23 protein-coding genes and 2 riboswitches are annotated in these 26,254 nt (G+C 64.6%); of the genes, 7 read left to right on the top strand and 16 right to left on the bottom strand.

What is annotated here, in order from left to right:
• The first annotated feature begins 251 nt into the window (after positions 1 to 251).
• Entirely contained in the window at positions 252 to 1,847 is a 1,596-nt protein-coding gene (locus tag ACVIGB_RS13340; RefSeq protein WP_456722340.1) for an ABC transporter substrate-binding protein, read from the top strand.
• 27 nt (positions 1,848 to 1,874) lie between these two features.
• On the opposite strand, the gene ACVIGB_RS13335 is transcribed toward ACVIGB_RS13340, so the two are convergent.
• The 4 genes from ACVIGB_RS13335 to ACVIGB_RS13320 form a co-directional block, all read right to left on the bottom strand.
• A complete protein-coding gene (locus ACVIGB_RS13335) occupies positions 1,875 to 2,300 on the bottom strand; it encodes a carboxymuconolactone decarboxylase family protein (RefSeq protein WP_456722341.1) in 426 nt (141 codons plus the stop codon).
• Positions 2,301 to 2,452: 152 nt separating this feature from the next.
• Positions 2,453 to 3,295, bottom strand: coding sequence for a transglutaminase family protein (locus ACVIGB_RS13330; RefSeq protein ID WP_456722342.1), 843 nt, complete (start codon positions 3,293 to 3,295; stop codon positions 2,453 to 2,455).
• Between the two features lie 153 nt (positions 3,296 to 3,448).
• Entirely contained in the window at positions 3,449 to 4,393 is a 945-nt protein-coding gene (locus ACVIGB_RS13325; RefSeq protein WP_092115222.1) for an alpha-E domain-containing protein, read from the bottom strand.
• 170 nt (positions 4,394 to 4,563) lie between these two features.
• Positions 4,564 to 5,982: a circularly permuted type 2 ATP-grasp protein gene (locus tag ACVIGB_RS13320; protein ID WP_163161604.1), complete on the bottom strand. Its 1,419-nt coding sequence runs from the start codon at positions 5,980 to 5,982 to the stop codon at positions 4,564 to 4,566.
• Positions 5,983 to 6,209: 227 nt separating this feature from the next.
• Between ACVIGB_RS13320 and ACVIGB_RS13315 the strand changes: the two genes are divergently transcribed.
• The 3 genes from ACVIGB_RS13315 (at position 6,210) to ACVIGB_RS13305 (ending at position 8,290) form a co-directional block, all read left to right on the top strand.
• Positions 6,210 to 6,962 (top strand): competence/damage-inducible protein A, encoded by a 753-nt coding sequence (locus ACVIGB_RS13315; RefSeq protein WP_456722343.1) that lies wholly within the window; start codon positions 6,210 to 6,212, stop codon positions 6,960 to 6,962.
• A 6-nt stretch (positions 6,963 to 6,968) separates the two neighbouring features.
• A complete protein-coding gene (gene gpt / locus ACVIGB_RS13310; RefSeq protein WP_092115219.1) occupies positions 6,969 to 7,496 on the top strand; it encodes a xanthine phosphoribosyltransferase in 528 nt (175 codons plus the stop codon).
• Positions 7,497 to 7,666: 170 nt separating this feature from the next.
• The gene (locus tag ACVIGB_RS13305) at positions 7,667 to 8,290 is read left to right on the top strand and encodes a hypothetical protein (protein WP_456722344.1); all 624 of its coding nucleotides are present in this window, start codon (positions 7,667 to 7,669) and stop codon (positions 8,288 to 8,290) included.
• Between the two features lie 16 nt (positions 8,291 to 8,306).
• Here ACVIGB_RS13305 and ACVIGB_RS13300 read toward each other — a convergent pair whose 3' ends face one another.
• Positions 8,307 to 9,329, bottom strand: coding sequence for a methionine synthase (locus ACVIGB_RS13300; RefSeq protein WP_456722345.1), 1,023 nt, complete (start codon positions 9,327 to 9,329; stop codon positions 8,307 to 8,309).
• Positions 9,330 to 9,429: 100 nt separating this feature from the next.
• Between ACVIGB_RS13300 and ACVIGB_RS13295 the strand changes: the two genes are divergently transcribed.
• From ACVIGB_RS13295 to ACVIGB_RS13285, 3 genes are all read left to right on the top strand, one after another.
• Positions 9,430 to 10,134, top strand: coding sequence for a glutathione binding-like protein (locus ACVIGB_RS13295; RefSeq protein ID WP_092115216.1), 705 nt, complete (start codon positions 9,430 to 9,432; stop codon positions 10,132 to 10,134).
• A gap of 100 nt (positions 10,135 to 10,234) precedes the next feature.
• Entirely contained in the window at positions 10,235 to 10,846 is a 612-nt protein-coding gene (locus tag ACVIGB_RS13290; protein ID WP_456722346.1) for a DsbA family protein, read from the top strand.
• Positions 10,846 to 11,817: an NADPH:quinone oxidoreductase family protein gene (locus ACVIGB_RS13285; protein ID WP_456722347.1), complete on the top strand. Its 972-nt coding sequence runs from the start codon at positions 10,846 to 10,848 to the stop codon at positions 11,815 to 11,817. Before ACVIGB_RS13290 ends, ACVIGB_RS13285 begins: the two co-directional genes overlap by 1 nt.
• A gap of 161 nt (positions 11,818 to 11,978) precedes the next feature.
• Here ACVIGB_RS13285 and ACVIGB_RS13280 read toward each other — a convergent pair whose 3' ends face one another.
• The 11 genes from ACVIGB_RS13280 to ACVIGB_RS13230 all read right to left on the bottom strand — a co-directional run bounded on the left by ACVIGB_RS13280 (position 11,979) and on the right by ACVIGB_RS13230 (position 26,055).
• Positions 11,979 to 12,656 (bottom strand): esterase/lipase family protein, encoded by a 678-nt coding sequence (locus tag ACVIGB_RS13280; protein ID WP_456722348.1) that lies wholly within the window; start codon positions 12,654 to 12,656, stop codon positions 11,979 to 11,981.
• Positions 12,653 to 13,543: a crotonase/enoyl-CoA hydratase family protein gene (locus tag ACVIGB_RS13275; protein WP_456722349.1), complete on the bottom strand. Its 891-nt coding sequence runs from the start codon at positions 13,541 to 13,543 to the stop codon at positions 12,653 to 12,655. Before ACVIGB_RS13275 ends, ACVIGB_RS13280 begins: the two co-directional genes overlap by 4 nt.
• A gap of 135 nt (positions 13,544 to 13,678) precedes the next feature.
• The gene (locus tag ACVIGB_RS13270; protein ID WP_456722350.1) at positions 13,679 to 15,097 is read right to left on the bottom strand and encodes an amidase; all 1,419 of its coding nucleotides are present in this window, start codon (positions 15,095 to 15,097) and stop codon (positions 13,679 to 13,681) included.
• Positions 15,090 to 16,262, bottom strand: coding sequence for a M20 aminoacylase family protein (locus ACVIGB_RS13265; RefSeq protein ID WP_456722351.1), 1,173 nt, complete (start codon positions 16,260 to 16,262; stop codon positions 15,090 to 15,092). Before ACVIGB_RS13265 ends, ACVIGB_RS13270 begins: the two co-directional genes overlap by 8 nt.
• Before the next feature lie 5 nt (positions 16,263 to 16,267).
• Positions 16,268 to 17,788: a M81 family metallopeptidase gene (locus tag ACVIGB_RS13260; protein WP_456722352.1), complete on the bottom strand. Its 1,521-nt coding sequence runs from the start codon at positions 17,786 to 17,788 to the stop codon at positions 16,268 to 16,270.
• A gap of 244 nt (positions 17,789 to 18,032) precedes the next feature.
• Entirely contained in the window at positions 18,033 to 19,697 is a 1,665-nt protein-coding gene (locus ACVIGB_RS13255; RefSeq protein WP_456722353.1) for an ABC transporter ATP-binding protein, read from the bottom strand.
• Positions 19,694 to 20,581 (bottom strand): ABC transporter permease, encoded by an 888-nt coding sequence (locus ACVIGB_RS13250; RefSeq protein WP_092115207.1) that lies wholly within the window; start codon positions 20,579 to 20,581, stop codon positions 19,694 to 19,696. The genes ACVIGB_RS13255 and ACVIGB_RS13250 overlap by 4 nt, the downstream gene beginning before the upstream one ends.
• Before the next feature lie 3 nt (positions 20,582 to 20,584).
• Positions 20,585 to 21,526 (bottom strand): ABC transporter permease, encoded by a 942-nt coding sequence (locus ACVIGB_RS13245; RefSeq protein ID WP_176530409.1) that lies wholly within the window; start codon positions 21,524 to 21,526, stop codon positions 20,585 to 20,587.
• Between the two features lie 263 nt (positions 21,527 to 21,789).
• Entirely contained in the window at positions 21,790 to 23,106 is a 1,317-nt protein-coding gene (locus tag ACVIGB_RS13240; RefSeq protein ID WP_456722354.1) for an ArgE/DapE family deacylase, read from the bottom strand.
• Between the two features lie 126 nt (positions 23,107 to 23,232).
• Positions 23,233 to 24,540 (bottom strand): D-amino acid dehydrogenase, encoded by a 1,308-nt coding sequence (locus ACVIGB_RS13235; protein ID WP_456722355.1) that lies wholly within the window; start codon positions 24,538 to 24,540, stop codon positions 23,233 to 23,235.
• 68 nt (positions 24,541 to 24,608) lie between these two features.
• Positions 24,609 to 24,723, bottom strand: a riboswitch (glycine riboswitch).
• 3 nt (positions 24,724 to 24,726) lie between these two features.
• Positions 24,727 to 24,832: riboswitch (glycine riboswitch) on the bottom strand.
• A 92-nt stretch (positions 24,833 to 24,924) separates the two neighbouring features.
• The gene (locus ACVIGB_RS13230; RefSeq protein WP_176530412.1) at positions 24,925 to 26,055 is read right to left on the bottom strand and encodes a M20/M25/M40 family metallo-hydrolase; all 1,131 of its coding nucleotides are present in this window, start codon (positions 26,053 to 26,055) and stop codon (positions 24,925 to 24,927) included.
• Positions 26,056 to 26,254 lie beyond the last annotated feature (199 nt).

The raw sequence follows: 26,254 nt of genomic DNA, 5'->3' as shown, positions 1-26,254 counted from the left end.
GCCAATTTCGAGGTCGCATCCAACCCTAATTCCCCGTGACGGGACATGCGATGGCCGGTCAAGAGGGGTCCGGCGACGGTCCGCGTGAGGCCTTTTCCGCCGCTGGCCGCCTGAGAATCCCGTGCTTGCCCGGCCTCGTTCTGCGTTGCGCGCAGCCGGCAATGATCTGCGCTCCCGTGTCATTGCGGGGCACCTGGCGTTGTGGTCGACTGCCCACAACCGACAACAACAAGAAATTCCGGGAGGCGAGAATGTCGTTCAAACTGGCCACGTGCATCATGGCATTGGGCGCAGCAGTGATGGCTGCGAGCCCTGCAACGGCGCAGAAGAAGGGCGGCACCTTGCGGCTCTATCACAACGACAATCCGCCCTCGACCTCGCTGCTCGAGGAATCCACCATCGCCTCGGTGATGCCGTTCGCGGCGGTCTTCAACAACCTCGTGGTGTTCGATCCGGCCAAGGTGCATGAAAGCATCGACACCGTGATCCCCGATCTTGCCGAGAGCTGGTCGTGGGACCAGACCAACACAAAGCTCACCTTCAAGCTGCATCACGGCGTGAAGTGGCATGACGGCCAGCCGTTCACGGCCAAGGACGTGCAGTGCACCTGGCGGATGCTGATCGGCAAGAGCGAGACCCAGGACTTCAAGCGCAATCCGCGCAAGGTCTGGTATTCGAAGCTCAAGGACGTCAGCATCAATGGCGACGATGAAGCGACCTTCGAGCTGACCGAACCGCAGCCCGGCCTGCTGGCGCTGCTCGCCAGCGCGTTCTCGGTGGTCTATCCCTGCCACGTGCCGCAGCAGGTGATGCGCACCAAGCCAATCGGCACCGGGCCGTTCAGATTCGTCGAATTCCGGCGCGGGGATTCGATCCGTCTGGTGCGCAACCCCGATTACTTCAAGAAGGACCGGCCGTATCTCGACGAGATCACGGTGCGCTCGATCGACAGCCGCGCCACGCGCATGCTGGCGTTCGCGACCGGCGACTACGACATCACATTTCCGTCCGACGTCAGCATTCCCCTGATGAAGGACGTCAAGGCGCGGGCCCCGAACGCGATCTGCGAGATGACCTCGACCAATCTGCAGATCAATCTCTTGGTCAACCGGGTCAATCCGCCGTTCGACAATCCGGAGATCCGCAAGGCGATGTCGCTGGCGCTGGATCGCAACGCCTTCAACACCATCCTGTTCGAAGACACCGGCCGGCTCGGCGGCGCGATGCAGGCCAAGCCGGAAGGCGAGTGGGGCATGCCGCCGGAGATCCTGTCGACGCTGATGGGCTACGGCGCGGATACCGAGAAGAATCTCGCGGACGCGCAGGCGATCATGCAGAAGCTCGGCTACACGGACGCCAAGCCGCTGTCGATCAAGATCCAGACCCGCAATCTGCCGACCTATCGCGACCCGGCGGTGATCCTCGCCGACCAGCTCAAGAAGATCTACATCGTCGCCGAGCTCGATATCCTCGACACGCCGCGCTGGTACTCGCGGCTGCAACGCAAGGATTACACGATCGGCCTCAATGTCACCGGCGTCAGCGTCGACGATCCCGACGGCAATCTGGTCGAGAACTATTCCTGCAACTCCGAGCGCAACTATACGCAATATTGCAATGCCGAGGTCGACAGGCTGCTGGCTGCGCAGTCGCGCGAGGTCGACAAGGACAAGCGCCGCAAGATCGTGTTCGACATCGAGCGCCTGCTGGTCGACGATGCGGCGCGGCCGGTCATCCTGCACTCATCGGCCGGCAATTGCTGGCAGCCCTATGTGAGGAATTTTCATCCGCACGACAACAGCCAGTACAACAATCTGCGTTTCGAGGATGTCTGGCTGGACAAGTGACGCGACGTAGGGGCGGGCGCAGGCTCGTTACGGCTCCTGGCTTCGTCCCGCCGGTGCATCGACGAGGAACGCCTCGTCCACCGGCACGCCGAGCGCGGTGACCAGACGGTTGGTTTCGGCGGCCATGCCGACGATCGCCAGCATTTCCTGATATTCGGCCTCGGTCATGCCCTTGGCGCGTGCGCTCGCAGTATGCGAATGGATGCAGTAGCTGCAGCCATGCGCCACCGAGACCGCAACATAGAGCATCTCTTTGACCTTTGGGTCGAGCGCGCCCGGCGCCATCACCTCCTTGATGCTCTCCCAGGTCCGCCGAAGGGTCTTCGGATCATGCGCGAGCGCGCGCCAGAAATTGTTGATGAAGTCCGAGTTCCGCGTCTTGCGGATGTCGTCGAAGACGGCGCGTGCGTCGGCCGAGAATTCGTCGTCGGAGAGCAGTTTCACAGTTGCCATGGTTTCTCTCGCTGATCCGGTTTGCAGCAGCGATCATAGCACCCCTGCCGTCATTGCGAGGAGCGAAGCGACGAAGCAATCCATGCCTCCGCAAGCGGTCAGATGGATTGCTTCGCTGCGCTCGCAATGACGGATGCGGAGAGGGATCAGCCTTACGACTGCGTCTGGCTCTGCCACTGTCCGGGGCGGCCGGCCTGGTCGACCTTGACCGCGACCGTCAGCGTCTCGTTGCCGCCGCCATAGCGGGTGCCGCGGACCGGGGCGGCACCGAGATAATCGAGGCCGATCGCAACGCGGGCATGGGCGTCGGTGGTGCAGATGCCGTTGGCGGGGTCGAAACCGACCCAGCCGAGATCGGGCACGAAGGCCTCGGCCCAGGCGTGGCCGGCCTGCTGGTTGACCATGCCGTCGGAGCGCAGGAAGTGGCCGGAGACGAACCGCGCCGGAACGCCGCCGGCGCGGGCGCAGGCGATCAGGATGTGCGCGTAGTCCTGGCAGACCCCACGCTTCAGCGCGAACGCCTCGGAGGCCGAGGTGGCACTGTTGGTCGGGTCCTCGTCGAAGGTCATGTGCTCGTAGATCTGCACCATCACCGCGTGCAGGAAGCCGAGCACGTCGGCGCCGGCTTCCGCGCGCAGCTCGCGCACGAAACTCGTCATCGCCGGGTTGAGATCGGTCAGCGGCGTGGCACGCAGGAACAGGCTCGCCGGAAACCGCTCGTCGGTGCCTTTCAGCACGCCGCCGGTGTCCTGGGTCTCGACCAGGCCCTCGCAATGGATCGTAAGGTCGGTGATCGCGCCGTGCGTCAGCACATGGGTGACGTTGCCGAACGCGTCCTCATGGGTGTCGAGCCGGGAATCGGTCGAGACGTCGATCTGCCAGTCGGCGACATACTGGCCGTCATGGCTGCCCGGCGTCATCCGCAGAATCTGGATCACGCCCGAGGCCGCCGGCTCGTAGCGATAGGTGGTGGTGTGGGCTATCCGCAGGCGCATGGTTCAACCGGGATTCAGTCGGTCTTTGGGGGCAGGAACATCATGCCCCGGGCATCCACGTCTTTCTTCCTAATCGGCCGCGAAAGCAAGACATGGGTGACCGGGATCAACCCGGTCATGACGACATTTTGAGCACTTTTCCCGCCGTGGCGGTCAGATCAAATATTGCTTGGCGACGATCTCGCCCAGCCGCGAATTATCGGCAAGGAATTCCTGGATGAATTCATGGACGCCGTGCTGGAAGATATCGTCCATATGGCTGTGCTCGAGCCGGTTCCTGATGCCGCGGGCGTGGCGCTGGGCGGCGCCCTGGCGGCCATAGGCGACGCCGATCTGGTCCAGGTTGCGCACCAGGTTGCTGTAGCAGCTGGCAAGCGACCGCGGCAGCGTGTCGTTGAGGATCAGGAGGTCGGCGATCAGCCAGGGCTTCAGGGTTTCCCGGTACACCCAGTGATAGGCGGTCGTTGCCGACACCGAGCGCAGGATCGAGGTCCACTGGTAGTAATCCAGCGGGCCGCCGACATGCTCCTCCTCGGGCAGCAGCATGTGATACTTCACATCGAGAATACGTGCGGTGTTGTCGGCGCGCTCGAGATGCACGCCGAGCCGCGAGAACCAGTAGGCGTCGTTACGCAGCATGGTGCGGTAGGCCGAGCCGTCGAAGCGCAGCGAGGTCTCCTGCACGAAGCGCAGGAATTTGGCCAGCTCCTCGCGGTTGGCGGGACCCTTGTTCCAGACCGCCTGCAGCTCGATCCACGACGAGTTGATGGTGTCCCACATCTCCGACGTCAGCGCGGTGCGCACCGAACGCGAATTGAGCCGCGCGGCCTCGATGCAGTTCTTGATCGAGGACGGATTCTCCGACGAGAAGGACAGATACTCGACGACGTTCCGCTCGTTGGCTTCTTCGTAATGGTCGTAGAAGGCCGCGCCGACACCGGCGGTGAGCAGCGCGGAATCCCACTCATTGGTCTTGCCGATATAGGCCGCGGGCAATGCGGTGACACGGAGCGTGGCGTCGATCGTGCGCGCGAGATACTCGGCGCGTTCGACATAACGGGCCAGCCAGAACAGGTTTTCGGCGGTGCGCGACAGCATGCGATAGTCCCTACAAGACGAAACGTGTTTCACCTCCCCCTGAAAGGGGGAGGTCGACGCGCAGCGGCGGGTGGGGGTCCTCTCTCCATTCGGCGTATGCGGCCGACCCCCACCCCGACCCTCCCCCTTGCAGGGGGAGGGAGGTCTCGCGCAGCGCGTTGGGCTTCAAATCACTCACTCAGAATCCAGGTGTCCTTGGTGCCGCCGCCCTGGCTCGAATTGACCACGAGCGAGCCTTCCTTCAGCGCGACGCGGGTCAGCCCGCCGGGCACAATGGTGGTGTGGCTAGAGCCGGTCAGCACGAACGGGCGGAGGTCGACATGGCGCGGCGCCAGGCCCTTGTCGGTGCAGGTCGGGCAGGTCGACAGTGCCAGCGTCGGCTGGGCGATGAAGCCCTCCGGCTCGCGCTTGAGCTTGTCGCGAAACGCCTCGATGGTCGCCTTGGTGGCGGCCGGACCGATCAGCATGCCGTAGCCGCCCGAGCCGTGCACCTCCTTGACGACGAGGTCGGCGAGGTTGTCGAGCACGTAGGACAGGTCCTGCGGTTCGCGGCAGCGCCAGGTCTGCACGTTCTTCAGGATCGGCTCCTCGCTGAGGTAGAATTTCACGATATCGGGCATGTAGGAGTAGATCGCCTTGTCGTCGGCGATGCCGGTGCCGACCGCGTTGGCGAGCGTGATGTTGCCGGCCGCATAGGCCGACATCAGCCCGGGGACGCCGAGCGCGGAATCCGGCCGGAAGGTGAGGGGGTCGAGGAAGTCGTCGTCGACGCGGCGGTAGATGACGTCGACCCGCTTCAGGCCTTCGGTGGTGCGCATGAACACCTCGTCGTTCTTGACGATGAGGTCGCGACCCTCGACCAGCTCGATGCCGAGCTTGTCGGCCAGGAAGGAGTGCTCGTAATAGGCCGAGTTGTAGACGCCGGGCGTCATCAGCGCGACCGTCGGCTCGGCGGAGGCGCTGTGCGGCGCCACCGACCGCAGCGCCGACAACAGCTCGTCCGGATAGCGCTCCACCGGCGCGACACGGTGCCGCGCGAACAGGTCCGGAAACAGCCGCATCATGATCTCGCGGTTTTCCAACATGTAGGAGACGCCAGACGGCGTGCGCGCATTGTCCTCCAGCACGATGAAGTTGTCCGGATCGGTGCGGATGATGTCGATGCCGGCGATGTGGACGTAGATGTCGTGCGGCACATCCTGGCCGTTCATTTCCGGCCGGAACACCGGGTTCTGGAAGATCAGGTCTTCGGGGATAATGTTGGCGCGCAGAATGTCGCGGCCGTGATAGATGTCCTTGAGGAACATGTTGAGCGCGAGCACGCGCTGCTTGAGGCCCTTCTCCAGCAGCGTCCACTCGGTCGCCGACATGATGCGCGGAATGACGTCGAAGGGGATCAGCCGTTCCTGGGCCTCGGAATCGCCGTAGACCGCGAAGGTGATGCCGATCCGGCGGAACAGCAGCTCCGCTTCCTGGCGTCGATATTCGAGCGCATCCGGCGGCGTCTCTTTGAGCCAGCGGGAGAGCTCCTGGTAGGCCGGGCGGAGATCCTCGCCGAGGCCGTTCATCTCATCGAACGCGACTGCCATATATCCCGATTGCCCTCCCAAGCCATGTGACACAGTGCATGACTTGATGGGATGGTAGCAAGGGGCGGGCCAGCGCGATATGCATTGGCTTCTGGCATTTGCTAAGGGGGAGGCGGAAGGCCTGCCCGAAAAACCGGCTGAGGTCTGCTTAATTCGGCGGCAAAACCCCGTGACATCAAGGCATTGGAACGGCAATGTCAGGGGATCAAGTTTAAGGAAATGAGACCATGAGCGAGATCGTCACGGCGGGGATATTGGTGATCGGCGACGAGATCCTGTCCGGCCGGACCAAGGACAAGAACATCGGCTTCATCGCCGAATACCTGACCAATATCGGCATCGACCTGAAAGAGGTCCGCGTCGTTGCCGACGACGAGGCCGACATCGTGTCCGCCCTTGATGCGCTGCGGCATAGGTACAATTACGTGTTCACCACCGGCGGCATCGGGCCGACCCATGACGACATCACCGCCGACAGCGTGGCGAAGGCGTTCGGGGTCGAGATCCACCATCATCCCGACGTGGTGGCGCGGTTCAGGGAGCGCTGGACCGAGCAGGACCTCAACGAGGCGCGGCTGCGGATGGCCCGGGTGCCCGATGGCGCCGAGCTGATCCAGAGCGCGACCATCCTGGCGCCGGGCTTCAAGCTCGGCAACGTCATCGTGATGGCCGGCATCCCCACCATCATGCAGGCGATGATGGACATCGTGGCGCCGACCCTGAAATCCGGCGTGCGGATGTTGTCGGACTCGGTCCGCGCCGACGCAAGGGAAGGCGACATCGGCGGCCCGCTGCGGGCGATCGCGGAAGCCAATCCCGACACCATCATCGGCAGCTATCCGTTCCAGGACGAGAACCAGAAGCCGAACACCAATCTGGTGGTGCGCTCGCGCGATCCGGAGAAGCTCGCCGCCGCGATGGCTGCGGTGAAGGAGATGTTGAAGCAGGTGCAGGCCGTGCAGAAGAAGCCGGCGGGTTGAGGCGACATGGTTGAACGAAATTCTGAACAGAATGCGCAGGATCGGGCCGGCAGGCCGTTCCCGGTCTCGTGGGATCAATTCCATCGGGATTGCCGGGCGCTGACCTGGCGGCTCAACGAGGTTGGCCCGTTCCACGCGGTGATCGCGATCACCCGCGGCGGGCTGGTGCCGGCGGCGATCGTGGCGCGCGAGCTCGGCTTGCGGGTGATCGATACGGTCTGCGTCGCCAGCTACGACCACGACAAGCAGGGCGACCTGAAAGTGCTCAAGGGCATTTCGGAGCAGACCGCCAAGCTCGGCGGCGGCACCGGCAAGGGGCTTCTGATCGTCGACGACCTCGTCGATACCGGCAAGACCGGCAAGCTGGTGCGCGAGATGCTCCCCGATGCGCATTTCGCAACGGTCTACGCAAAGCCCAAGGGCCGCCCGCTGGTCGACACCTACATCACCGAGGTGTCGCAGGACACCTGGATCTTCTTTCCCTGGGACACCGCGCTGTCGTTCCAGCCGCCGATCCGCGACGGGGCGGCATAGAGAGTCACCTCGCCCCGCTTGCGGGGAGAGGTCGGATCGCATGCAGCGCAGCGCAATGCGATCCGGGTGAGGGGGACTCACCGCGAGTTCATCTCTCACTATCTTTGCGGACACAGCCCCTCACCCCGACCCTCTCCCCGCAAGAGCGGGGCGAGGGGGAAGTCAGAAGCATGCCCCTGCAAAACCGCGTCACCCCGACAGGCGACATCGTCGCGGCCGAACATCGCGGCACCTTCACCGGCAATCGCGGCATCATCCACGATCCCGCGACCCGCACACTGTTGAACAAGCGCTGGTCGAGCCCGGCCTGGCTCACCTGCGTCTGCGAGTTCAGGGGACGGCGACGCGAGGTGATGAGCCAACAGAGCTGGACCGAGCTGTTCTTCCTCGATGAAGCGACCGCATTCGCAGCCGGGCACCGGCCCTGCTTCTACTGCCGCCGCGACGACGCCAAGCGGTTTCGTGCCGCGTGGGAGGAGGGTAACGGCACGAGCGATCTCAGCGCCAAGGCGATGGATGCGGTACTGCACGCCGAGCGGCTCGATCGCGGCAAGAAGCGGCTGCATCCACTGCCGATGCCGCTCGCCGCGCTACCTGACGGCGCGATGGTACAGGCGAACGGCGAGAGTTACCTCGTTGCCGGTGGCAGGACCTTGCGCTGGTCGTTCGCCGGCTACGAGCGGGCCGACGTGACCGGTCCCGCGATGCTGCTGACGCCGCCGTCGACCCTCCGTGCGTTTCAGGCCGGCTATCGGCCGGTGCTGCATCCGAGCGCGGCGGCCGCACTGGGCTGAGCCACCGGCGCTGCTCTTACGCCAGCCGCTGCCGCGCCAGTTTCGCGCCGGCACCGAGCGCGATCAGCTTGGCTTCGGCGATGTCCCGCCGCATCGGGGCCATGCCGCAATTGGTGGTCGCGATGATGTTGCCCTTCGGTACGAATCTCGCGACTGCCTCGATCACCTTGACGACGTCCTCCGCGGTCTCGACCTCGTCGCTGGCGACGTCGATCACACCGGCCTGGACGATCTTGCCGGGGAGCGCCGCGAGCAGTTCGATCGGCACCTTCGAGTTGCGGCATTCGATCGCGACCTGCTGGATCGTGCTCTTGTCGATCACCGGGAAGGTCTCTTCATATTGCCGCCACTCGCCGCCGAGCGTCTGCTTCCAGTCGGTGTTGGCCTTGATGCCGTAGCCGTAGCAGATATGCACGGCGGTGGCGCAGGTCAGGCCTTCGGCGGCGCGCTCCAGCGCCTTGATGCCCCAGTCGCGGACTTCGTCCATGTAAACGTTGAAGGCAGGCTCGTCGAACTGGATCATGTCGACGCCGTCGGCCTGCAACGCCTTGGCCTCCTGGTTCAACATCTCGGCGAAGGCGAACGCCATCTTCACGCGGTCGCCGTAATATTTGTCGGCGATGGTGTCGATGATCGTCATCGGGCCGGGCAGGGTGAACTTCAGCCTGTTCCTGGTGTGGGCGCGCGCCGCGCGCGCCTCGCTTTCATGGACGCGGCCCTTGAGCTGCAGCGGCGCGACCACCTGCGGGACCATGGCCTTATAGCGGTCCTTGCGGATGCCCATCTCGACCTTGTGGGCGAAATCGATGCCCTCGATCCGTTCCAGAAAACCGTGCACGAAGTGCTGGCGCGCCTGCTCGCCTTCGGTGACGATGTCGACGCCGGCATCTTCCTGCAGCTTGACCGCGAGCACCGTGGCATCGCGCTTGGCGCGGGCGAGTTCGGCGCCTTCGGATTTCCACGGCGCCCACAGCATGTTCGGCTCGGCGAGCCATTCCGGCTTCGGCAGGGAGCCTGCAATCGTCGTTGGAAACAGCATGGGTGCCTCCCGGTGGGTTCTGATTGAGCGCCTGTGTGCCATGCCCTAAGGTGAACGTACAGAACAACAAAAGTCTTTGTGACGGGGGAATAGGACGCCGATGATCGACCTGCACTACGCGCCGACGCCAAACGGCTGGAAGATCTCGATCATGCTGGAGGAACTGGGGCTGCCCTATCAGGTGATCCCGGTGAACATCCGCGCCGGCGAGCAATTCCGGCCCGAATTCCTGGCGATCAGCCCGAACAACCGCATCCCCGCGATCGTCGACCATGCGCCTGCCGACGGCGGCGGTCCGTTCTCGGTGTTCGAGACCGGCGCGATCCTGATCTATCTCGCCGACAAGACCGGCCGTTTCCTGTCGCGGGAGCTGCGTGCGCGGTCGAACGTCATCCAATGGGTGATGTGGCAGATGGGTGGCCTCGGGCCGATGCTCGGCCAGCACGGCCATTTCGCGCTCTATGCCGCCGAGAAGATTCCGTACGCAATCGAGCGCTACCGCGACGAGACGGCGCGGCTCTATGGCGTGCTCGACCGCCAGCTCGGCAAGACCGGCGCCTATATCGCGGGCGATGATTATTCGATCGCGGACATCGCCTGCTTCCCCTGGACCATGACCCACAAGGCGCAAGGCTTTACCCTCGACGATTACCCGAACATCAAGCGCTGGTACGCGACCGTGCGCGCCCGGCCGCAGGTCCAGGCGGGCCTTGCGATCGGAAAATTCGTCAAGGAGCCGTTTGACGAGGAATCACGCAAGAACATGTTCGGCCAGCGTGCGAAGGAGTTGGTCGAGAAGAATTAATGTCAGTTATTCCGCGGCGCGACACAGTCGCGAGGTCCGCGCCTTGCAGCGCATCCCGGAATGACGACAATGACTATGGAAAAGACAAAGGGAAACGCCAATGATCGAATTCTTCTTCGACTGTTCCAGCCCGTGGACCTATCTGGCCTGGCACAACATCCAGCCGATCGCGAAGGAGTTCGGTGCGCCGATCAGCTGGCGGCCGATCCTGGTCGGCGGCATCTTCAACACCGTCAATCCGTCGGTCTACGCGCAACGCGAGAAGCCGGTGCCGCTGAAGGCGCGCTACATGAAAAAGGATCTCGCCGACTGGGCGCGCTCGGCCGGCCTTGCGATCAAGATGCCGCCGACCGTGTTCCCGGTGAACAGCGTGAAGGCGATGCGCGGCTGCATCTGGCTCGGCAACGAGAAGATGGTGCCGTTCGCCCGCGCGGTGTTCGAGGCCTATTGGGGTGACGACAAGGACATCTCGCAGGATGCGGTGCTGACCGGGATCTGCAGCAAGCTCGGGATCGATCCGGCGCAGTTCCTGGCCGGTATCGGCGACCAGGCGATCAAGGACCAGCTCAAGGCCAACACCGAGGAGGTGATGGCGCGCGGCGGCTTCGGCTCGCCCACGATCTATCTCGACAAGACCGACATGTATTTCGGCAACGACCGCCTGCCGTTGATCCGCGAGGCGCTGGCCCGCCTCAAGGCGCGAGCCGCCTGATGCCGAAAGCTGTCGTTTGCCGCGAGCTCGGCCCGCCCGAGCGCCTGCAACTGGAAAGCTTTGCCTCGGTGCCTTTGCAGCCGGGGCAGGTGCGCGTCGCGATCCGTGCCGCCGGGATCAATTTCCCCGACATCCTGATGGCCGCCGGCGAGTACCAGCTCAAGCCGTCGCTGCCGTTCACGCCGGGCTCGGAGGCTGCCGGCGATGTCGTCGAGGTCAACGGAGCGTCTGAAGTCGCCGTCGGCGACAAGGTGATCGTCAAGATGCGCTTTGGCGCCTATTGCGACGAGACCGTTGCGACACCGTCGCAGCTTGTGCCGGTGCCGTCGACCTTCGACTATGCCGAAGGCGCGACCTTCCTTGCCGCGCACGGCACGGCGCATCACGCGCTGATCGATCGCGGGCAGATCAAGCCGGGCGAGGTGCTGCTTGTGCATGGCGCCGGCGGCGGCGTCGGGCTTGCCGCGGTCGAGATCGGTAAGCTGCTCGGCGCCACCGTGATCGCGGCGGCCTCGAGCGAGGAGAAGCTTGCGGTTGCCAAAGAACGTGGCGCGGATCATCTCGTGCTCTACGCGCGCGAGCCGTTCCGCGATGCGGTCAAGCGTCTCACCGACGGCCGCGGCGCCGATGTCGTGTTCGATCCCGTCGGCGGCGAGGTGTTCGAGAACTCGATGCGCTGCATCAACTGGGGCGCGCGCATTCTCGTGGTCGGCTTCACCGGCGGTATCGGTCTCGCCCGCACCAATCTGTTGATGATCAAGGGCGCGAGCGTGCTCGGCGTTCGCGCCGGTGAGGCAGTGCGGAAGAACCCCGCGCTCGGCGAGGTCAGGGTCAAGGCGCTGAGCGAATGGGCCGAGGCCGGACGGGTGCGACCGAATATCTCACACCGGCTGCCGCTAGAGGACTACGCGAAGGCGATGCGCCTCTTGATCGAACGCAAGGCGATCGGGCGTGTGGCGCTGTTGATGTAGTAGTTCGTCATTGCGAGCCAACGGGTCGCGCGAACGCGCGCCCGATGACAGGCTCCACGAAGCAATCCATGCTCACCGTGTGGAAGGTATGGATTGCTTCGTCGCGGAGTTTATCATCGGGCCGGCCGAAGGCCGGACCCGTTGGCTCCTCGCAATGACGGTTACGCCTTTGCGAACTTCCCATTCCGCAAAAACACAAGCGTCTGCGCGATCGCCTCGCGGTTGCGTACCAGCCAGGGATGCGAGGTGCGGATCACGATGTGATCGGCCATGCCGTCGAGCCGGGTGTTGGCAACCGACACCCGGCCGTCATGCGGCCGCGGCAGTCCCATGGACGTGATCGGATAGACCGAGCGGTTGCCGGCGATGACGCCGGCCTCATAATCGATCGCCGGCAGCAGCGCGCTGGTCGTGGCATCGCGGCGGGTGACGAGCTGCTGGCCGGCCGGACCGAAGAAGGCACGATAGGCTGCGAGGTGCTTCAGGCGGTCGGCGATCTCGCTGCCGCCGTTCGGCGTGCCCAGCATCACGACGCGGCCGAGCCGCGCGGGGCGATGTCGTGCGAGGTAGACGCGTGCGAGCAGGCCGCCCATCGAATGGCAGACGAAATGCACGGAAGCGCCGTCGAGACCACGCTCGAACAGATCGATGGCCGGATGGATGTCCTCCGCCAGCGCATCGAGCCCCTTGCGCCGGCTGTCATAGTCGAGATTGAGGGTGGCAAAACCGGCATCCCTGAGCGCCAGCTCCATCCTGCGAAACGAGCGCGCCGTCCTGCTGATGCCATGCAGCAGGACGACGCCGTCAGGAGTGGACGCCGCGGGACGCCGTTCGCTCACTTATAGTCGCGCTCTTGCCACCACGGGAAATAGTCGGGCATGTCCGACGACACCTTGTTCTTGAACTGTGCCGGGCGCTTTTCCAGGAACGACACCACGCCTTCCTTGACGTCCTCGGAGCGGCCGCGGGCATAGATGCCGCGGCTGTCGACCTTGTGCGCCTCCATCGGGTCGTCGGCGCCCATCATGCGCCACATCATCTGACGGATCAGCGCCACCGACACCGGCGCGGTCTTGGCCGCGAATTCCTTCGCGAGCGCGCGTGCGGTCGGCAACAGATCCTCCGGCGGCACCACCTTGCTGACGAGCCGGCCGGCAAGCGCTTCCTGTGCCGGGAAGACGCGGCCTGAGTAGCACCACTCCAGCGCCTGCGAGATGCCGACGATGCGCGGCAGGAACCAGCTCGAAGCGGCCTCCGGCACGATGCCGCGCTGGGAGAACACGAAGCCGAAGCGCGCGGCTTCGGAGGCAATGCGGATATCCATCGCAAGCTGCATGGTGACGCCGATGCCGACTGCCGGGCCGTTCACCGCGGCGATCACAGGCTTCAGGCACTTGAAGATGCGCAGCGTCACCTGGCCGCCACCGTCGCGCACCTGCGGATCGCTGTAGTCGACGCTGCCGTCGGCATTGCGCTTGACCGGACCGCGCCGCGCATCGCGGTCGAAAGTGTTGGCGCCGGAGGATAGATCCGCGCCGGCGCAGAAGCCGCGGCCTTCACCGGTCACGATGATGGCCCTGATGTCGTCGTCCTTGTCGGCCTTGTCGAACGCGCCGATCAGCTCCTGCTGCATCGTGGCGTTGAAGGCGTTGAGCTTGTCGGGCCGGTTCAGCGTGATGGTCAGGATCTGCTCGGCGACCTCGTACTTGATCGTCTCATACGCCATGGGGATGATTTCCTCTCGGTTTTCTTGAATGAACGGCGCTGGCGCGCGTCTCCATTCAGTTAACCCGGCAATCATCCCTTGTGAAGAAGTCGGATGCGCGGTGTGGTTCCGCGCATCCTGACTTGCGTTGAGGCGCTACTTCTTCGGCGGCGTGGGCCACGGCTTCTGCGGGCCGCGCAGGCCTTCGAACGCCTTGCCGATGCCGAGCACGCCGATGTCGTCGAAGCGGCGGCCGATGATCTGGACGCCGATCGGAAAGCCCTTCTTGTCATAGCCGCCGTTGATCGACAGCGCCGGGTTCTCCGACATATTCCACGGCACGGTAAAGCAGATGTGCTCGAACGGCTTTGCGGGGTCGTTCAGTGGTGCTGCGAATTCCGCCGGGAAGTTCACGACCGGCGACACCGGCGAGATCACGTAGTCGACGTCGCAGAACAGCTTTGCGGCGGCGGCGCGGATCGCCATCGTCTGATTGAAGCCGCGCACCACATCGACGCCGGAGAGCTTTGCGCCGGCCTCGGCCCAGTTGAGGATGTAGGGCAGGGTCTTGCCGCGGTCGGCCTGCGACAATTTCGACAGCTCGTCCCAGGTCCGCGCACGCCAGAAATTGTCGAGCCCCTCGAGCATCTCAGGCGTCAGGATGCCGTCGATCTCGGTGATGACGGCGCCGGCGGACTCGAACGCCTTCGCCGCCTTGACGACGACCTCGCGAACGTCCTTCTCAACCTTCTGGCCGGATCCGGCGTCGAGCATCAGCCCGATGCGCAGCTTGCGCGGCGACTTCTCCAGCGCCTTCCAGTTCACCTCGAGTGCCGGCAGGCTCATGCCGTCGCGGCGGTCGGGGCGCGACAATACGCTCATCATCAGCGCGGCGTCGTCCACGGTGCGGGTCATCGGCCCCGCCACGCGGCCGACATAGGGCGGATCGATCGGCACGCGGCCGAGACTTGGCTTCAGGGCGACGAGACCGCACCAGGAGGCCGGCAGCCGCACCGAGCCGCCGATGTCGGTGCCGAGATGCAGCGGGCCGTAGCCGGCCGCACCGGCCGCGCCCGCGCCTGCGCTCGAGCCGCCGGGATTCTTGCTGATATCCCAGGGGTTGCGGGTGAGCGGATGGAACGACGACAGCCCCGACGACAGCATGCCGTAATCCGGCATCGTCGTCTTGGAGAAGATCACGCAGCCGGCTTCACGCAACCGCGCGGCAGGTGGCGCATCCTTTTCCGCATCCGCAAGCTTCACGCTGGCGGCACCCAGCGGCACCGGCTGGCCCTTGGTCGCGACGTTGTCCTTGATGGTGACTGGCACGCCGTCGAGCGTGCCGACCGGCTCGCTCTGCTGCCAACGCTCGGTCGCAGCTTTGGCGACCTTCCGCGCGCCGTCGGGGTCGTACAGGTACAGCGCCTTGATGTGCGGCTCCCAGGTCGCGACCTGGGAGATGATTTCCTCGAGCACCTCGGACGGCGAGAACTGCTTTGCACGGTAGCCGGCGAGCAGGTCGACGGCCGAGAGAGCGTGCAGCGACGTGATGGCGTCCCCTTTCGGCTTATGCATGCGCACCTGCCGGCATACGTTTCTCGATGATGCGGGCGAACATGCTGGCGCCGATCGGCAGGATCTTGTCGTCGAGAACGTAACCGGGGTTGTGGACGGGCACTGAACCGTCATGGCCGACCCAGAAATACGCGCCGGGAATGGCCTGCATCATGTCGGCGAAATCCTCGCTGCCCATCTTCGGTGTCGAGCGGGTGATCACCTTGGCCGGATCGACCACGGTGCGTGCGACTTCCTCGACGACGCGGGACTGCTCTTCCTGATTCACCAGTACGCTGAAGCCGTCGCGGATCTCGACCGAGATTTCGGCGTCATATGCCGCCGCAAAGCCGGCGGAGATTTCGCGCATCCGCTTGCGGATCAGCTCACGGATCTCGTCGGAGAAGCAGCGCACCGTGCCGCACATCCAGGCTTCGCCGGGAATGACGTTGTACGCCGACCCGGAATGGATCTGCGTGATCGACAGCACCGCAGCCTGCAGCGGATCGACGTTGCGGCTGACGATCGACTGCAACGCCTGTCCGAGCGTCATTGCGATCACGACCGCGTCCTTGGAGCGCTCCGGCATCGCGCCATGCGCGCCGTAGCCCTGGATCCTGATGTCGAAGAAGTCGGCTGCGGCCATTGCCGGGCCCGGCAGGATCGCGATCTCGCCATGGTTGAGGTCGGGCGCGTTGTGCAGGCCGTAGACCTCGTCGCAGGGGAACTGCTTGAACAGGCCGTCCTTGATCATGGCGCGCGCGCCGCCGAGGCCTTCCTCGGCCGGCTGGAAGATGAAATGCACGGTGCCGTCGAAATTGCGGGTCTCGGCGAGATAGCGCGCCGAGCCGAGCAGCATCGTGGTGTGGCCGTCATGGCCGCAGCCATGGAAGCGGCCGGGGATGGTCGAGCGCCACTTCAGATTGGTGTTTTCCTCCATCGGCAGCGCGTCCATGTCGGCGCGCAGGCCGATCTTCTTGCTGCTGTTGCCGTTGCCCTTGAGCACGCCGACCACGCCGGTGCCGCCGAGGCCGCGGTGCACCTCGATGCCCCAGCTCGTGAGCTTGTCGGCGACAATGCCGGAGGTGCGGACCTCCTCGAAGCCGATCTCGGGATGCGCATGCAGATCCCGTCTGATGGCGGTGAGTTCGTCGGCAAAACTGTCGATGCGCTCAATGGTCGGCATGATCTCTATCCGTTTGTGCGTGATGGGGAGGAGGGGGTGAAAGTGGGGCCATTAGGCTTGATACGAATGCCGGGACGCAAATGTTTCCACGGCAGTGTGGCGGTATCGGCCGGCATGGCGCCGGGCGCGGCGCAGATCAGCAGTTTCTCGGCGATCGGCTCGAAATCGGCGCGGAAATGCACCGAGCTCTTGTTGACCAGGATCTTCTGCGCGGTCGGCTCGATGCCGACATAGCGGTACATCGACTGGTCGGCAAGCTGGGCCTTGTAGGAGCCGACGACGACGCGGACGTCGCCGACCCGCAGGCAAGCCGAGGGCCCCATATCCATGTCGCGGCCGCCGAAATAGGGGCCGGGCGCAACGAACCTGCCGTCCGAGAGCTGCTCGACCACGAAAGTCTCCCGGTATGGCGCGTCGCCGGGAATGCCGGACTTGCCGCCGAGCTCGAGCGTGACGGTTGAGCCGACGCCTGCCGTGTGCGCAGCCTTCGCCGATTGCGGGTCGTAGATCACGCCGGTTGCGGCACTCGCCCTGTTGCGCACCAGCGCGCGCAGCATGCCCGTGGTGTCGGAATCGCCGCCGGCGCCGGGATTGTCCTGGGTGTCGGCGATGATGATCGGCTTGCTGGCCGACTTCGCCAGCTCCATCGCCAGCTGCACACCTTCGTCCGGCGAATAGATCCGGCCGTCGAAATCGTCCTCATGGCTCTCGACCAGGGCGACGACCTTGTCGGCCGCCGCATCTGCATCGGCTTGCGTCCGGCCATAGGCGAACACGCTCGGCCCGCAATCCCTGAAATCGGCGGCCGGGAAGCCCGGCGCAAACGACAGCGTCGGCACGGAATCGCTCTCGAGGGCCGCGAGCTTCTGATAGATGCCCTTGGTGGGCTGGTCGTTGGTGCATTGCCAGCTGATCGGGATCAGGAACGGCAATTGCCGGAATGCCTTGGCAAACCGCTGTCCTGTCTTCAGCATCAGCGCCAGATGCCGGGCGCAGGCGCGGCCGGTGTCGGCCATGTCGACATGCGGGTAGGTGCGGTAGGCGATTAGTGCATCGGCATGTTCGATCATCTGGGGCGAGACGTTCGCATGCAGATCGAGGCTCACCACCAGCGGCAGGTCGTTGCCGATGGCCTTGCGCACGCGGGCGAGCGTTTCGCCTTCGCCGTCGTCATAATGTTCGGTGACCATGGCGCCGTGCAGGTCGAGATAGACGGCATCGATCGGGCCGGCCGCGACAATGCCGTCGACCATTTCCGTCACGATCCGCTCGAACGCGTCCTTGCTCACATGCGCCGACGGGCTCGCCGCCGCGAAAATCGTCGGCACCAGCTCCCAGCCATTGGCTTCCGCGGCCTCGACAAAGCCGGCGAGGCCGACATTGATCTTGCGCATGACCTTGAGCACCTCGGTGCCATGCGTCATCGACGGCCAGCCGCCGCCGTGCACGAAGTCGTCATAGGTTGCCTTCGTCGGTGCGAAGGTGTTGGTCTCGTGCAGGAAGCCGCCAACGGCAATGCGGGTCATCAAGTTGGTCTCGATACGTTTCTTCGATCATGATGCGAACGGAACGGTTCGCGCCACGATCTCGTTGGTTGGTTTGGGCGTGTTCTTTCGGGAAGACCGGCGTCCACCTTCCAGGCCATGCCCTAGCGCGCGACGTTAAGCGTGTCGTCGCGCCAAGCGCAAGCCGGGGAGCACCTCCGGATTTGCATGCCCTATGGGCGTATTGAAAGGCCCAAAGGTACGTCGCGAGGTTAAGTCTAAAGACCTAGGCCGTTGCCACGAGGCCTTCCGAAACGGGGCGGAAATTCGCAAAATCCCAGCCACGCCCGGGCGCAGCCTCGAGCAGCGCACGGGTGTAGGCCTGCTGCGGATTGGTCAGCACCTCGGCCGCCGGTCCCTGTTCCACAACGCGGCCATGTTGCATCACGGCGACGTCGTCGCAGATCTGTGCAGCGACGCGCAAATCATGCGTGATGAACAACAGCGCGATGCCGAGCCGTCGCTGGATTTCGTCAAGCAGATTCAGCACCTGCGCCTGCACCGAGACGTCGAGCGCGGACACCGCCTCATCTGCCACCAGCACGTCAGGATCGAGTGCCAGCGCGCGCGCGATCGCGATGCGCTGGCGCTGGCCGCCGGAGAACTGGTGCGGATAGCGCGAGATCGCGTCGGGCGGCAGGTGGACGAGCTCGAGCAGCTCGCGGGCCCGCGCCAGCGCATCCTTGCGCGGCATGCCGTAATTGACCGGGCCTTCTGCGATGCTCTCGCCGACGGTGACGCGCGGATTGAGCGAGCGGTAGGGGTCCTGGAAGATGATCTGGATCTTCTGGCGATGCGGCTGCAACAGCCGGCGCGACAGGTCGGAGATCTCGCGGCCGACGAGGCGCACCCCGCCCGAGGTCGGATCGATCAGGCGGACGATGCAGCGCGCCACCGTCGACTTGCCGGAGCCGCTTTCGCCGACGATGCCGAGCGTGCGGCCCTTGCGCAGAGTGAGCGTGACGTTGCTGGCGGCGGCGACCTCGCGGGCTTTGCCGTACAGCGACCGCTCCCGGTAGACCTTGCTGAGCTCGTTGGCTTCCAGCACGACCGGCTCCTTCGTCTCCGGGCGTGGCGCGCGCGGCACGAGGCTCGGCACCGCGGACAGCAGGTTGCGGGTGTATTCCATCGTCGGGTTGCGCAGCACATCTTGCAGCTGGCCGGTCTCGACCAGCCGGCCGTGCCGCATCACCGCGACGCGGTCGGCGATCTCGGCCACCACGCCCATGTCGTGGGTGATGAACAGAACCGCTGTGCCGTGGTCGCGCTGCAGGTCGCGGATCAAAGTGAGGATCTGCTTCTGGGTGGTGACGTCGAGCGCGGTGGTCGGCTCGTCCGCGATCAGGAGCTTTGGTTCCAGCACCAGCGCCATCGCGATCATGATGCGCTGGCGCTGTCCGCCCGAGAGGCGGTGAGGGTAGGAGGAGAAGATGCGCTCCACATCCGGCAGCCGCACATGCTCCATCATCGCCAGAATTTTCTGACGCCGCGCGCGGGAATCGAGATCGGTATGGGCGCGCAGCACCTCGTCGATCTGGCGGCCGACCGGCACCACGGGATTGAGCGCGGTCATCGGCTCCTGAAAGATCATCGCCATCCGCGTGGCACGGAGCTGGCGCAGCCGCCGGTCGGTCGCGGTGAGCAGTTCCTCGCCGACCAGTTTGACGCTGCCGCCGGACGGCACCAGCGTGCCCTTCTGCAGCAGGCCCATCGTGGTCAAAGAGGTCACCGACTTGCCCGAGCCGCTTTCGCCGACAAGGCAGAGCGTCTCGCCCTCGCGCACCTGCAGCGACAGGTCGTCGATGATGCGGTGCGCGTCAGCCTTGCGGCCGAGACCGACGACGAGATTGTTGATGTCGAGGACGACGTTGGAAGAGCTGGTTGTGGTCACTTGCCCTCACGCTGTTTCATGCGGGGATCGAGCGCGTCGCGCGCGGCGTCGCCGATCAGGTTGACGCTGAGAATGGCGATCGAGAGCAGCAGCCCCGGCCAGAAGATCAGCGACGGCTTGACCTGGAAATAGGCACGGCCCTCGGCCATGATGTTGCCCCAGGTCGGCGTTTCCGGCGAGATGCCGGCGCCGAGGAACGACAGGATCGCCTCGGTCAGGATCGCGGATGCGCAGACATAAGTGCCTTGCACGATCAGCGGCGCGATCGTGTTCGGCATCAAATGCCGCCACATGATCTTCGGCAGGCTCGAGCCGAGCGAGATCGCGGCCTCGACATAGGGCTCCTCGCGCGCGGTCAGCACCACCGAGCGCACCAGCCGCGCCACGCGCGGGATCTCGGGGATGGTGATCGCGACCATCACGGTCCAGATGCTGGCGCCGGACAGCGACACCACGGCGATCGCGAGCAGGATGGCGGGGATCGCCATCAAGCCGTCCATCACGCGCATCATCACCGCATCGACCCAGCGGAAGAAGCCGGCGACGAGGCCGATCAGGAGCCCGATGGCGATCGAGCAGACGGCGGCGCCGAGCCCGATCAACAGCGAGATCCGTGCGCCATAGATGACGCGCGACAGCAGGTCGCGTCCATAGGCGTCGGTGCCGAGCAGGTATTGCGCGCTCGACGGCTTCAGCCGCTGCGCCGGCGTCAGCAACAGCGGATCGTGCGGCGCGAGCAGCGGCGCGAAGATCGCCATCAGGATGATCAGGACGAGGCAGATCGTCGCAACCGCGATGATCGGCGTCGACGCCAGGAAGCCGAACTTGACGCGGAACGGCCGGGTGACGGGGATGGAGGATTCGGGAAGGGTTTCGATCGCCATTGCTCAGTACCGGATACGAGGATCGAGCAGGGTGTAAGCGAGGTCGATCAAGAGATTGACCGCGACATAGATACCCGATGTCAAAAGGATCATGGCCTGGATCACCGGATAGTCGCGCGCCAGCACCGCATCGACGGTGAGGCGGCCGATGCCGGGCAGGTTGAACACGCTCTCGGTGACGACGACGCCCGAGATCAGCAGCGCGAAACCGGAACCGATCACGGTGATGACGGGGACCGCGGCGTTGCGCAGCGCATGGCGCAGCAGCACGCCGGTCTCGCCGATGCCCTTGGCACGCGCGGTGCGCACGTAATCCTCACCCAGCACATCGAGCATCGAGGCCCGTGTCATGCGTGCGATCAACGCGACATAGATGAAGGAGAGGGTGCAGGTCGGCAGGATGATGCGCTCGAAGAACGGACCGAAGCCGGCCGAGATGCTCTTGAAGCCCTGCACCGGCACCCAGCGCAGATCGATCGCAAACACCTGGATCAGCACATAGCCGATCACGAACACCGGCACCGAGAAGCCGAGCACTGAAAGCCCCATCACGCAGCGGTCGATCCAGGTGCCGTGCTTCCACGCCGCGATCACGCCGAGCGGCACCGCCACCAGGATCGAGAGGACGATGGTGGCCAGCGCGACCGAGATCGAGGGCTCGAGGCGCGGGCCGATCATCTCGAGGATCGGCTTGTTCGAGATCAGGGAGACGCCGAGGTCGCCGTGCAGCAGCTTGGCGACCCAGGTGTAGAACTGGATGTAGATCGGCTCGTTGAGACCAAGCGAGGTGCGGATGCGATCGAGCTGTTCGGGTGTCGCATTGTCGCCGGCGAGAATGGCGGCCGGGTCGCCCGGCGTCAGCCGTAGCAACAGGAACACGAACAGAGCCACCACGCCCATCACGGGAATGGCGGCGAGGATGCGGCGGAGGAGATAGCCGAGCATCGTTGCTATCTCCTGCCGTCAGATGGTGCGAAGCGAAGGCTGGGCCGCATCATACTCATGGTGTCCCCGTGATGTGTCTCATGCGCTTCTGCGTGTTGTCTCAAGGCTAGCGCGAATGTGATGAATTTGCAGGCAAATACTGTGCCAGTGGCGACGTTATATCAAGGCGCGGTTCAGGCCGTTGGAAGCCTCCCCTGGTCTGAAGCTGCTATTTCGAATTGCACATGTCGCCATGTGCCACTGACCTGAAACGACAAGTCCATTCACGCTCGCGTCACGCCGCACCAATTGGCGACGAACAGTGCGATGCTCTGCGTCGTCTTGCGAAGGCTGTCGAGCTCGACCCGTTCGTTGAACGCATGCGGGCCGATACCGTAAGGACCATAGCAAAGTGCGGGTATGCCGTAGTCGACGCAATAGTAGCGGGTGTCGTTGACGGCCGTGGACAGGCGCTCCTGCATTGGAGCCTGGAAGACGGAGCGATGGGCGGCAGACAGAGCGGCTTCCGCTTCGCTGCCGGGCTCGCACACCGCCGGGTCCGCCTGAAAACCGCTCCACACCAGCTCGGCAGGATTGTCGGACAGGAAGTCGTCGGCCTTGTGCGCTTCAGCCAGGCATTCCTCGATGCCACGCATCGCCTGCTGCGGTGTTTCGCCCGGCAAGAGACCGAGCCGGCAATCCAGCTCGCACCACGCCGCGGTCGAACTGGCCCAATCGCCGCCTTTGATGATCCCGACGTTGAACTTGATCGGATTCTTGACACTGCGGAACCAGCTGTTGTCGAGCGCCCGGGCATTGAGTGCCTTGGTGTAATCCTGAAACGCGCGCACCAGATGCATCGCCGACAGGATCGCGCTGGTACCGGCCTCGGAATAGGCGACATGCACCGGCGTGCCGCGGACGCGCAGGCGAAACCAGACGGCGCCGACCTGGGCGCGCGTGACCGTGTGTCCGGTCGGCTCGGGAATCAGGCAGGCGTCGGCGCGATAGCCGCGCATCAACGTCGACAGTGCGCCGTTGCCGGTGCTCTCTTCCTCGGTCACGGTCTGCAGATGGACGCGCCCGCCCGGGGCATACCCGGCGTCGCGGATGGCATCGAGCGCGAAGATCATTGCCGAGACACCGGCCTTCATATCTTGCGCGCCACGCCCGAACATCCAGCCGTCGTGCACGGCGCCCGAGAACGGCGGCTGCTCCCAAAGATCAGCGGGCCCCTCCGGCACCACGTCGATATGACCTTGCAGGATCAGGCTGCGTCCGCTGCCTTTGCTGTCGAGCGTCGCAACGACCTGCTGCGATCCGGCAAGGTCGATGCCGTCCATCGGTGCAGCCTTCGCATGACTCATCAGGTTGACGTCCGCAAGGCTGAACGTATCGACCTCGTAGCGGCGCTTTGCGAATTGCTCAGCCAGCCAAGCTTGTTGCGGCGCTTCCTGTCCGCGCAAGCTGCGGAACTGCACCATGCGCGACAGGAACGCGATCTGATCGTCGAAGTTTCGATCGACGGCCGCGCACAGCTCCGCGGCAATCTGATCCGGCTTGGTCAACGTCTCACGCGTGTCCGCCACCCCAATGCGCATTGTCCCCTCCCGCGCTGAAGCGCTTTTCCCCGATGTGACGCTAGTCCTTGTCATGCGGTGTTTCTCAGCGAATTCCGACTTGGCCACACGCAAATACGCTCATATTCTTCCTCGTCGGCTGGATAATTAGGGGAAAGCTGCGCGGGCGGTCTCGGTCGCATCGACCTGCGACGGTACCATTGAGGGCGTGTCGAGGTCGCGCCAGTCATCGATCGCGCCTGCCACCATCTGCGCCGTCGCAGCCGACAACGTCCAGCCGAGATGACCATGGCCGGTGTTGTAGAACACGCCCGGAAACCGTCCGGCGCGCACCACCGGCATCATGTTCGGCATCATCGGGCGCAGGCCGGCCCATGGCACGACGCTCGACGTGTCGATGCCGGGAAAATGCTGCCGCACCCAGTCCACCAGCGGCTGGATGCGGTCGGCGCGAATGTCGCGGTTGAAGCCGTTGAACTCGGCGGTGCCGGCGACGCGGAAGCGGTCGGCGCCGAGCCGGCTGGTGACGATCTTCGCGGCTTCATCGAGCAGGCTGACGGTTGGCGCAGCGTCCTGGCTTTGCGGCGCATCGAGCTGCACGGTGATCGAATAGCCCTTCACCGGATAGACGTTGACGCGGTCATTGAGCATGCCAGCGAAGTGGCGGCTCGCGACGCCGGCGCAAATGACGATGCCGTCCGCCTGCAACTCATGTCGCGTCGCGACGCCAGCATCGTGTGAAGCGGCTTCGTTCCAGCCGATGCGGAAACCGTCGTCGCCGCGTGCGATCGCATCGACGTCGGCTTCATGGACGAAGCTTGCGCCGCGGCGGATGCAGGCGTCGGCGAGGCCGCGCGTGAACTTGTGGATATCGCCGGTCGCGTCCGACGGCGTGAAGAATCCACCATAGCAGGTCGTCTGCAGCGCGGGTTCGATGCTGCGGATTTCGTCCGCCGTCACCGGCCGGCGGTCGAGCCCGCCTTGTTGCAGCAGCGTGTTGACGCGCAGGCCCGCCTCGAAGCCGGCCTTGTCGTGATAGACGTGCAGGATGCCGCGGCGTTCGAGATCGAAGGCGATGTTCTCGCGCTGGGCGATCGAGAACAGATGCTTGCGCGCTTCGATTGCGAGCCGCGTGGTCTCGATGGTGTTGGTGCGATAGCGGCCGATGTGGCCGACGAACTCGCCGATCCAGGAATATTTGTGCCAGCTCGGCTTCGGATTCATCAGCAGCGGCGCGTCGCTTCGAAGCATCCAGCGCAACCCCTTGAGAATGGTCGCGGCGCTGTTCCACACTTCCGCATTGCTGGCAGAAAGCTGTCCGCCGTTGGCGAACGAAGTTTCCATCGCGGCATAGCGATGCCTGTCGAGGACAGTCACCCGGTAACCGCGTTCGAGCAGGGCATAGGCCGTCGTCACGCCGGTGATGCCGGCGCCAATGATTGCGATGTGAGGCATGGTGGTCTTCAGGCTCCCGTGGGTTAGAGTCGCCGAACCACCGGTGAAACCGGCTGTTTCGACGCCCCATCTGTCACGGTACCTGAGAGCTTGATCAGCATCGGGCCTCGGCCCAATGGCAGACTATCCCCTTCGGTGGACGTCATGGCCGTTTCCATTTGGCCATGCCGTCTCTCTCCAGATCGTCCTGACGATACAGTCCTTTTGCCTGAGAGTTTCCGGGGCGGTTGCTCCGTCGGCGCCGAAGCAACAACACGAATGTTGTGGCTTCGATCTCTCCCGCATCGTCGCGTTGGACGGCCGGACCGTAGGCGAAGCCTTAAAATTGGACAAGGCTAAATTTCGGTCCGGCAGTGCCAACGTGTTGTGCAGTGCAAATCGATGTCAGTCCAGCGTCGCCAGCAGTGCCGCCATCAGGCGGCCGCGCTCGGCGAGGCTCTCGATCTCGATATGCTCGTTGAGCGTATGTGCATCGGCGCCGCGAACGCCGAGGCCGTCGAGGGTAGGGATGCCCATCGCACCGGTGAAGTTGCCGTCCGATCCGCCGCCGGCGCTGCCGTGCGGCAGGTCGAGGCCCATCGCCGCTGCAAGGCCCTTGGCCTTTTCATAGAGCGCCATGGTGCCGGCATCCGGCTCCCACACCGGGCGGGTGACGCCGCGCGTCACCTTGAAGGTGACGTCGTTGGCGGTGCCCGACAGCGCCAGCATGCGCTCGACGCCGCGGTCGAGATCGGCCTGGCGCTTGGCCATGCTGAGCGCTTCGCCGGTGCAGGTCGTTGCGACGCAATTGACCCATTGCCCGCCATGCACGATGCCGACCGAGAAGGTGCAGTCTTCGGTGGTCATGCCATCGATCGCAATGATTTGCCGGGCCATTTCGCGGATCGCGGAACGGCCGGAGGACAACGTCGCGCCGGCATGGCTCGGCTTGCCGACAGCTTCCAGATTGAAGCGCGCAATCGCGTAGCGGCCGGTGACGACGCCGTTGTTCGGCCGTCCGGGCTCCGGCACCAGCACGTATTTGTTGCGCGCGGCTTCCGCCTCGATGATGTCGCGCGTCGATGGCGTGCCGACCTCTTCATCGGGCGTGAACAGCACGGTGATCGGCAGCGGCGTCGTAAAGGACGCGCGTGCCAACTGCCGGATCGCCTCGATCGACAGATAGTTGCCGCCCTTCATGTCGAAGATACCGGGCCCGAAGCACTTGTTGCCTTCGCGCCGCCACGCCAGCTTTTCGATGGTGCCGACCGGGTGCACGGTGTCCAGATGGCCGGCGATGAGGATGCCGGGCTGGCCTTGTTTCGGATGGGGAAAACGGGCGCGGACGCAGCCGGCAAAGCCCTGGCGTCCCGCGATGCGTTCGATCGTCGCACCCATGACCGCCATCTCGCGCGCGGCGAGGTCGAGCATGCGCTCGACTGCGGCCGCATCCCATGTCGGGCTCTCGCATTCCACCCAGCTGCGCAGCCCCTGCAGCATCGCTTCGGAATCAAAAGGAAGATTGGCGGGGTTCATGTCTTTTCTCTCTTGTTGTTTGTGCGCGCCGATACGCGTTCGCGTGCCGTACGAAAAGCTCGGAAGACGAGTTTGTAAAGTCAAATGCGCTGCACCAGCGGTTCATTCGTTCGTATACGTTCGATCCTGCCGGAAACCGATTGACGCGCATTGCGCTTGATGCAAGTCTCGATTTCACAAGCCATACAGCATGTTAGTT

Source organism: Bradyrhizobium sp. USDA 4341 (genome assembly GCF_054063755.1).
The sequence above is the reverse complement of the archived record's forward strand: the minus strand, read 5'-3'. Positions and strand labels throughout refer to the sequence as shown.

Excerpts from the sequence above, each read along its gene's own strand:
- ACVIGB_RS13330 (WP_456722342.1), bottom strand. The coding sequence starts at position 3,295 with ATGCGCCTGCGGATAGCCCACACCACCACCTATCGCTACGAGCCGGCG.
- ACVIGB_RS13270 (WP_456722350.1), bottom strand. The coding sequence starts at position 15,097 with ATGCATAAGCCGAAAGGGGACGCCATCACGTCGCTGCACGCTCTCTCG.
- ACVIGB_RS13285 (WP_456722347.1), top strand. The coding sequence starts at position 10,846 with ATGCCGAAAGCTGTCGTTTGCCGCGAGCTCGGCCCGCCCGAGCGCCTG.
- ACVIGB_RS13335 (WP_456722341.1), bottom strand. The coding sequence starts at position 2,300 with ATGGCAACTGTGAAACTGCTCTCCGACGACGAATTCTCGGCCGACGCA.
- ACVIGB_RS13235 (WP_456722355.1), bottom strand. The coding sequence starts at position 24,540 with ATGCCTCACATCGCAATCATTGGCGCCGGCATCACCGGCGTGACGACG.
- ACVIGB_RS13265 (WP_456722351.1), bottom strand. The coding sequence starts at position 16,262 with ATGCCGACCATTGAGCGCATCGACAGTTTTGCCGACGAACTCACCGCC.
- ACVIGB_RS13230 (WP_176530412.1), bottom strand. The coding sequence starts at position 26,055 with ATGAACCCCGCCAATCTTCCTTTTGATTCCGAAGCGATGCTGCAGGGG.
- ACVIGB_RS13300 (WP_456722345.1), bottom strand. The coding sequence starts at position 9,329 with ATGCTGTTTCCAACGACGATTGCAGGCTCCCTGCCGAAGCCGGAATGG.
- ACVIGB_RS13305 (WP_456722344.1), top strand. The coding sequence starts at position 7,667 with ATGCCCCTGCAAAACCGCGTCACCCCGACAGGCGACATCGTCGCGGCC.
- ACVIGB_RS13340 (WP_456722340.1), top strand. The coding sequence starts at position 252 with ATGTCGTTCAAACTGGCCACGTGCATCATGGCATTGGGCGCAGCAGTG.
- ACVIGB_RS13315 (WP_456722343.1), top strand. The coding sequence starts at position 6,210 with ATGAGCGAGATCGTCACGGCGGGGATATTGGTGATCGGCGACGAGATC.
- ACVIGB_RS13275 (WP_456722349.1), bottom strand. The coding sequence starts at position 13,543 with ATGGCGTATGAGACGATCAAGTACGAGGTCGCCGAGCAGATCCTGACC.
- ACVIGB_RS13240 (WP_456722354.1), bottom strand. The coding sequence starts at position 23,106 with ATGCGCATTGGGGTGGCGGACACGCGTGAGACGTTGACCAAGCCGGAT.
- ACVIGB_RS13245 (WP_176530409.1), bottom strand. The coding sequence starts at position 21,526 with ATGCTCGGCTATCTCCTCCGCCGCATCCTCGCCGCCATTCCCGTGATG.
- ACVIGB_RS13295 (WP_092115216.1), top strand. The coding sequence starts at position 9,430 with ATGATCGACCTGCACTACGCGCCGACGCCAAACGGCTGGAAGATCTCG.
- gpt (WP_092115219.1), top strand. The coding sequence starts at position 6,969 with ATGGTTGAACGAAATTCTGAACAGAATGCGCAGGATCGGGCCGGCAGG.
- ACVIGB_RS13290 (WP_456722346.1), top strand. The coding sequence starts at position 10,235 with ATGATCGAATTCTTCTTCGACTGTTCCAGCCCGTGGACCTATCTGGCC.
- ACVIGB_RS13320 (WP_163161604.1), bottom strand. The coding sequence starts at position 5,982 with ATGGCAGTCGCGTTCGATGAGATGAACGGCCTCGGCGAGGATCTCCGC.
- ACVIGB_RS13325 (WP_092115222.1), bottom strand. The coding sequence starts at position 4,393 with ATGCTGTCGCGCACCGCCGAAAACCTGTTCTGGCTGGCCCGTTATGTC.
- ACVIGB_RS13250 (WP_092115207.1), bottom strand. The coding sequence starts at position 20,581 with ATGGCGATCGAAACCCTTCCCGAATCCTCCATCCCCGTCACCCGGCCG.
- ACVIGB_RS13260 (WP_456722352.1), bottom strand. The coding sequence starts at position 17,788 with ATGACCCGCATTGCCGTTGGCGGCTTCCTGCACGAGACCAACACCTTC.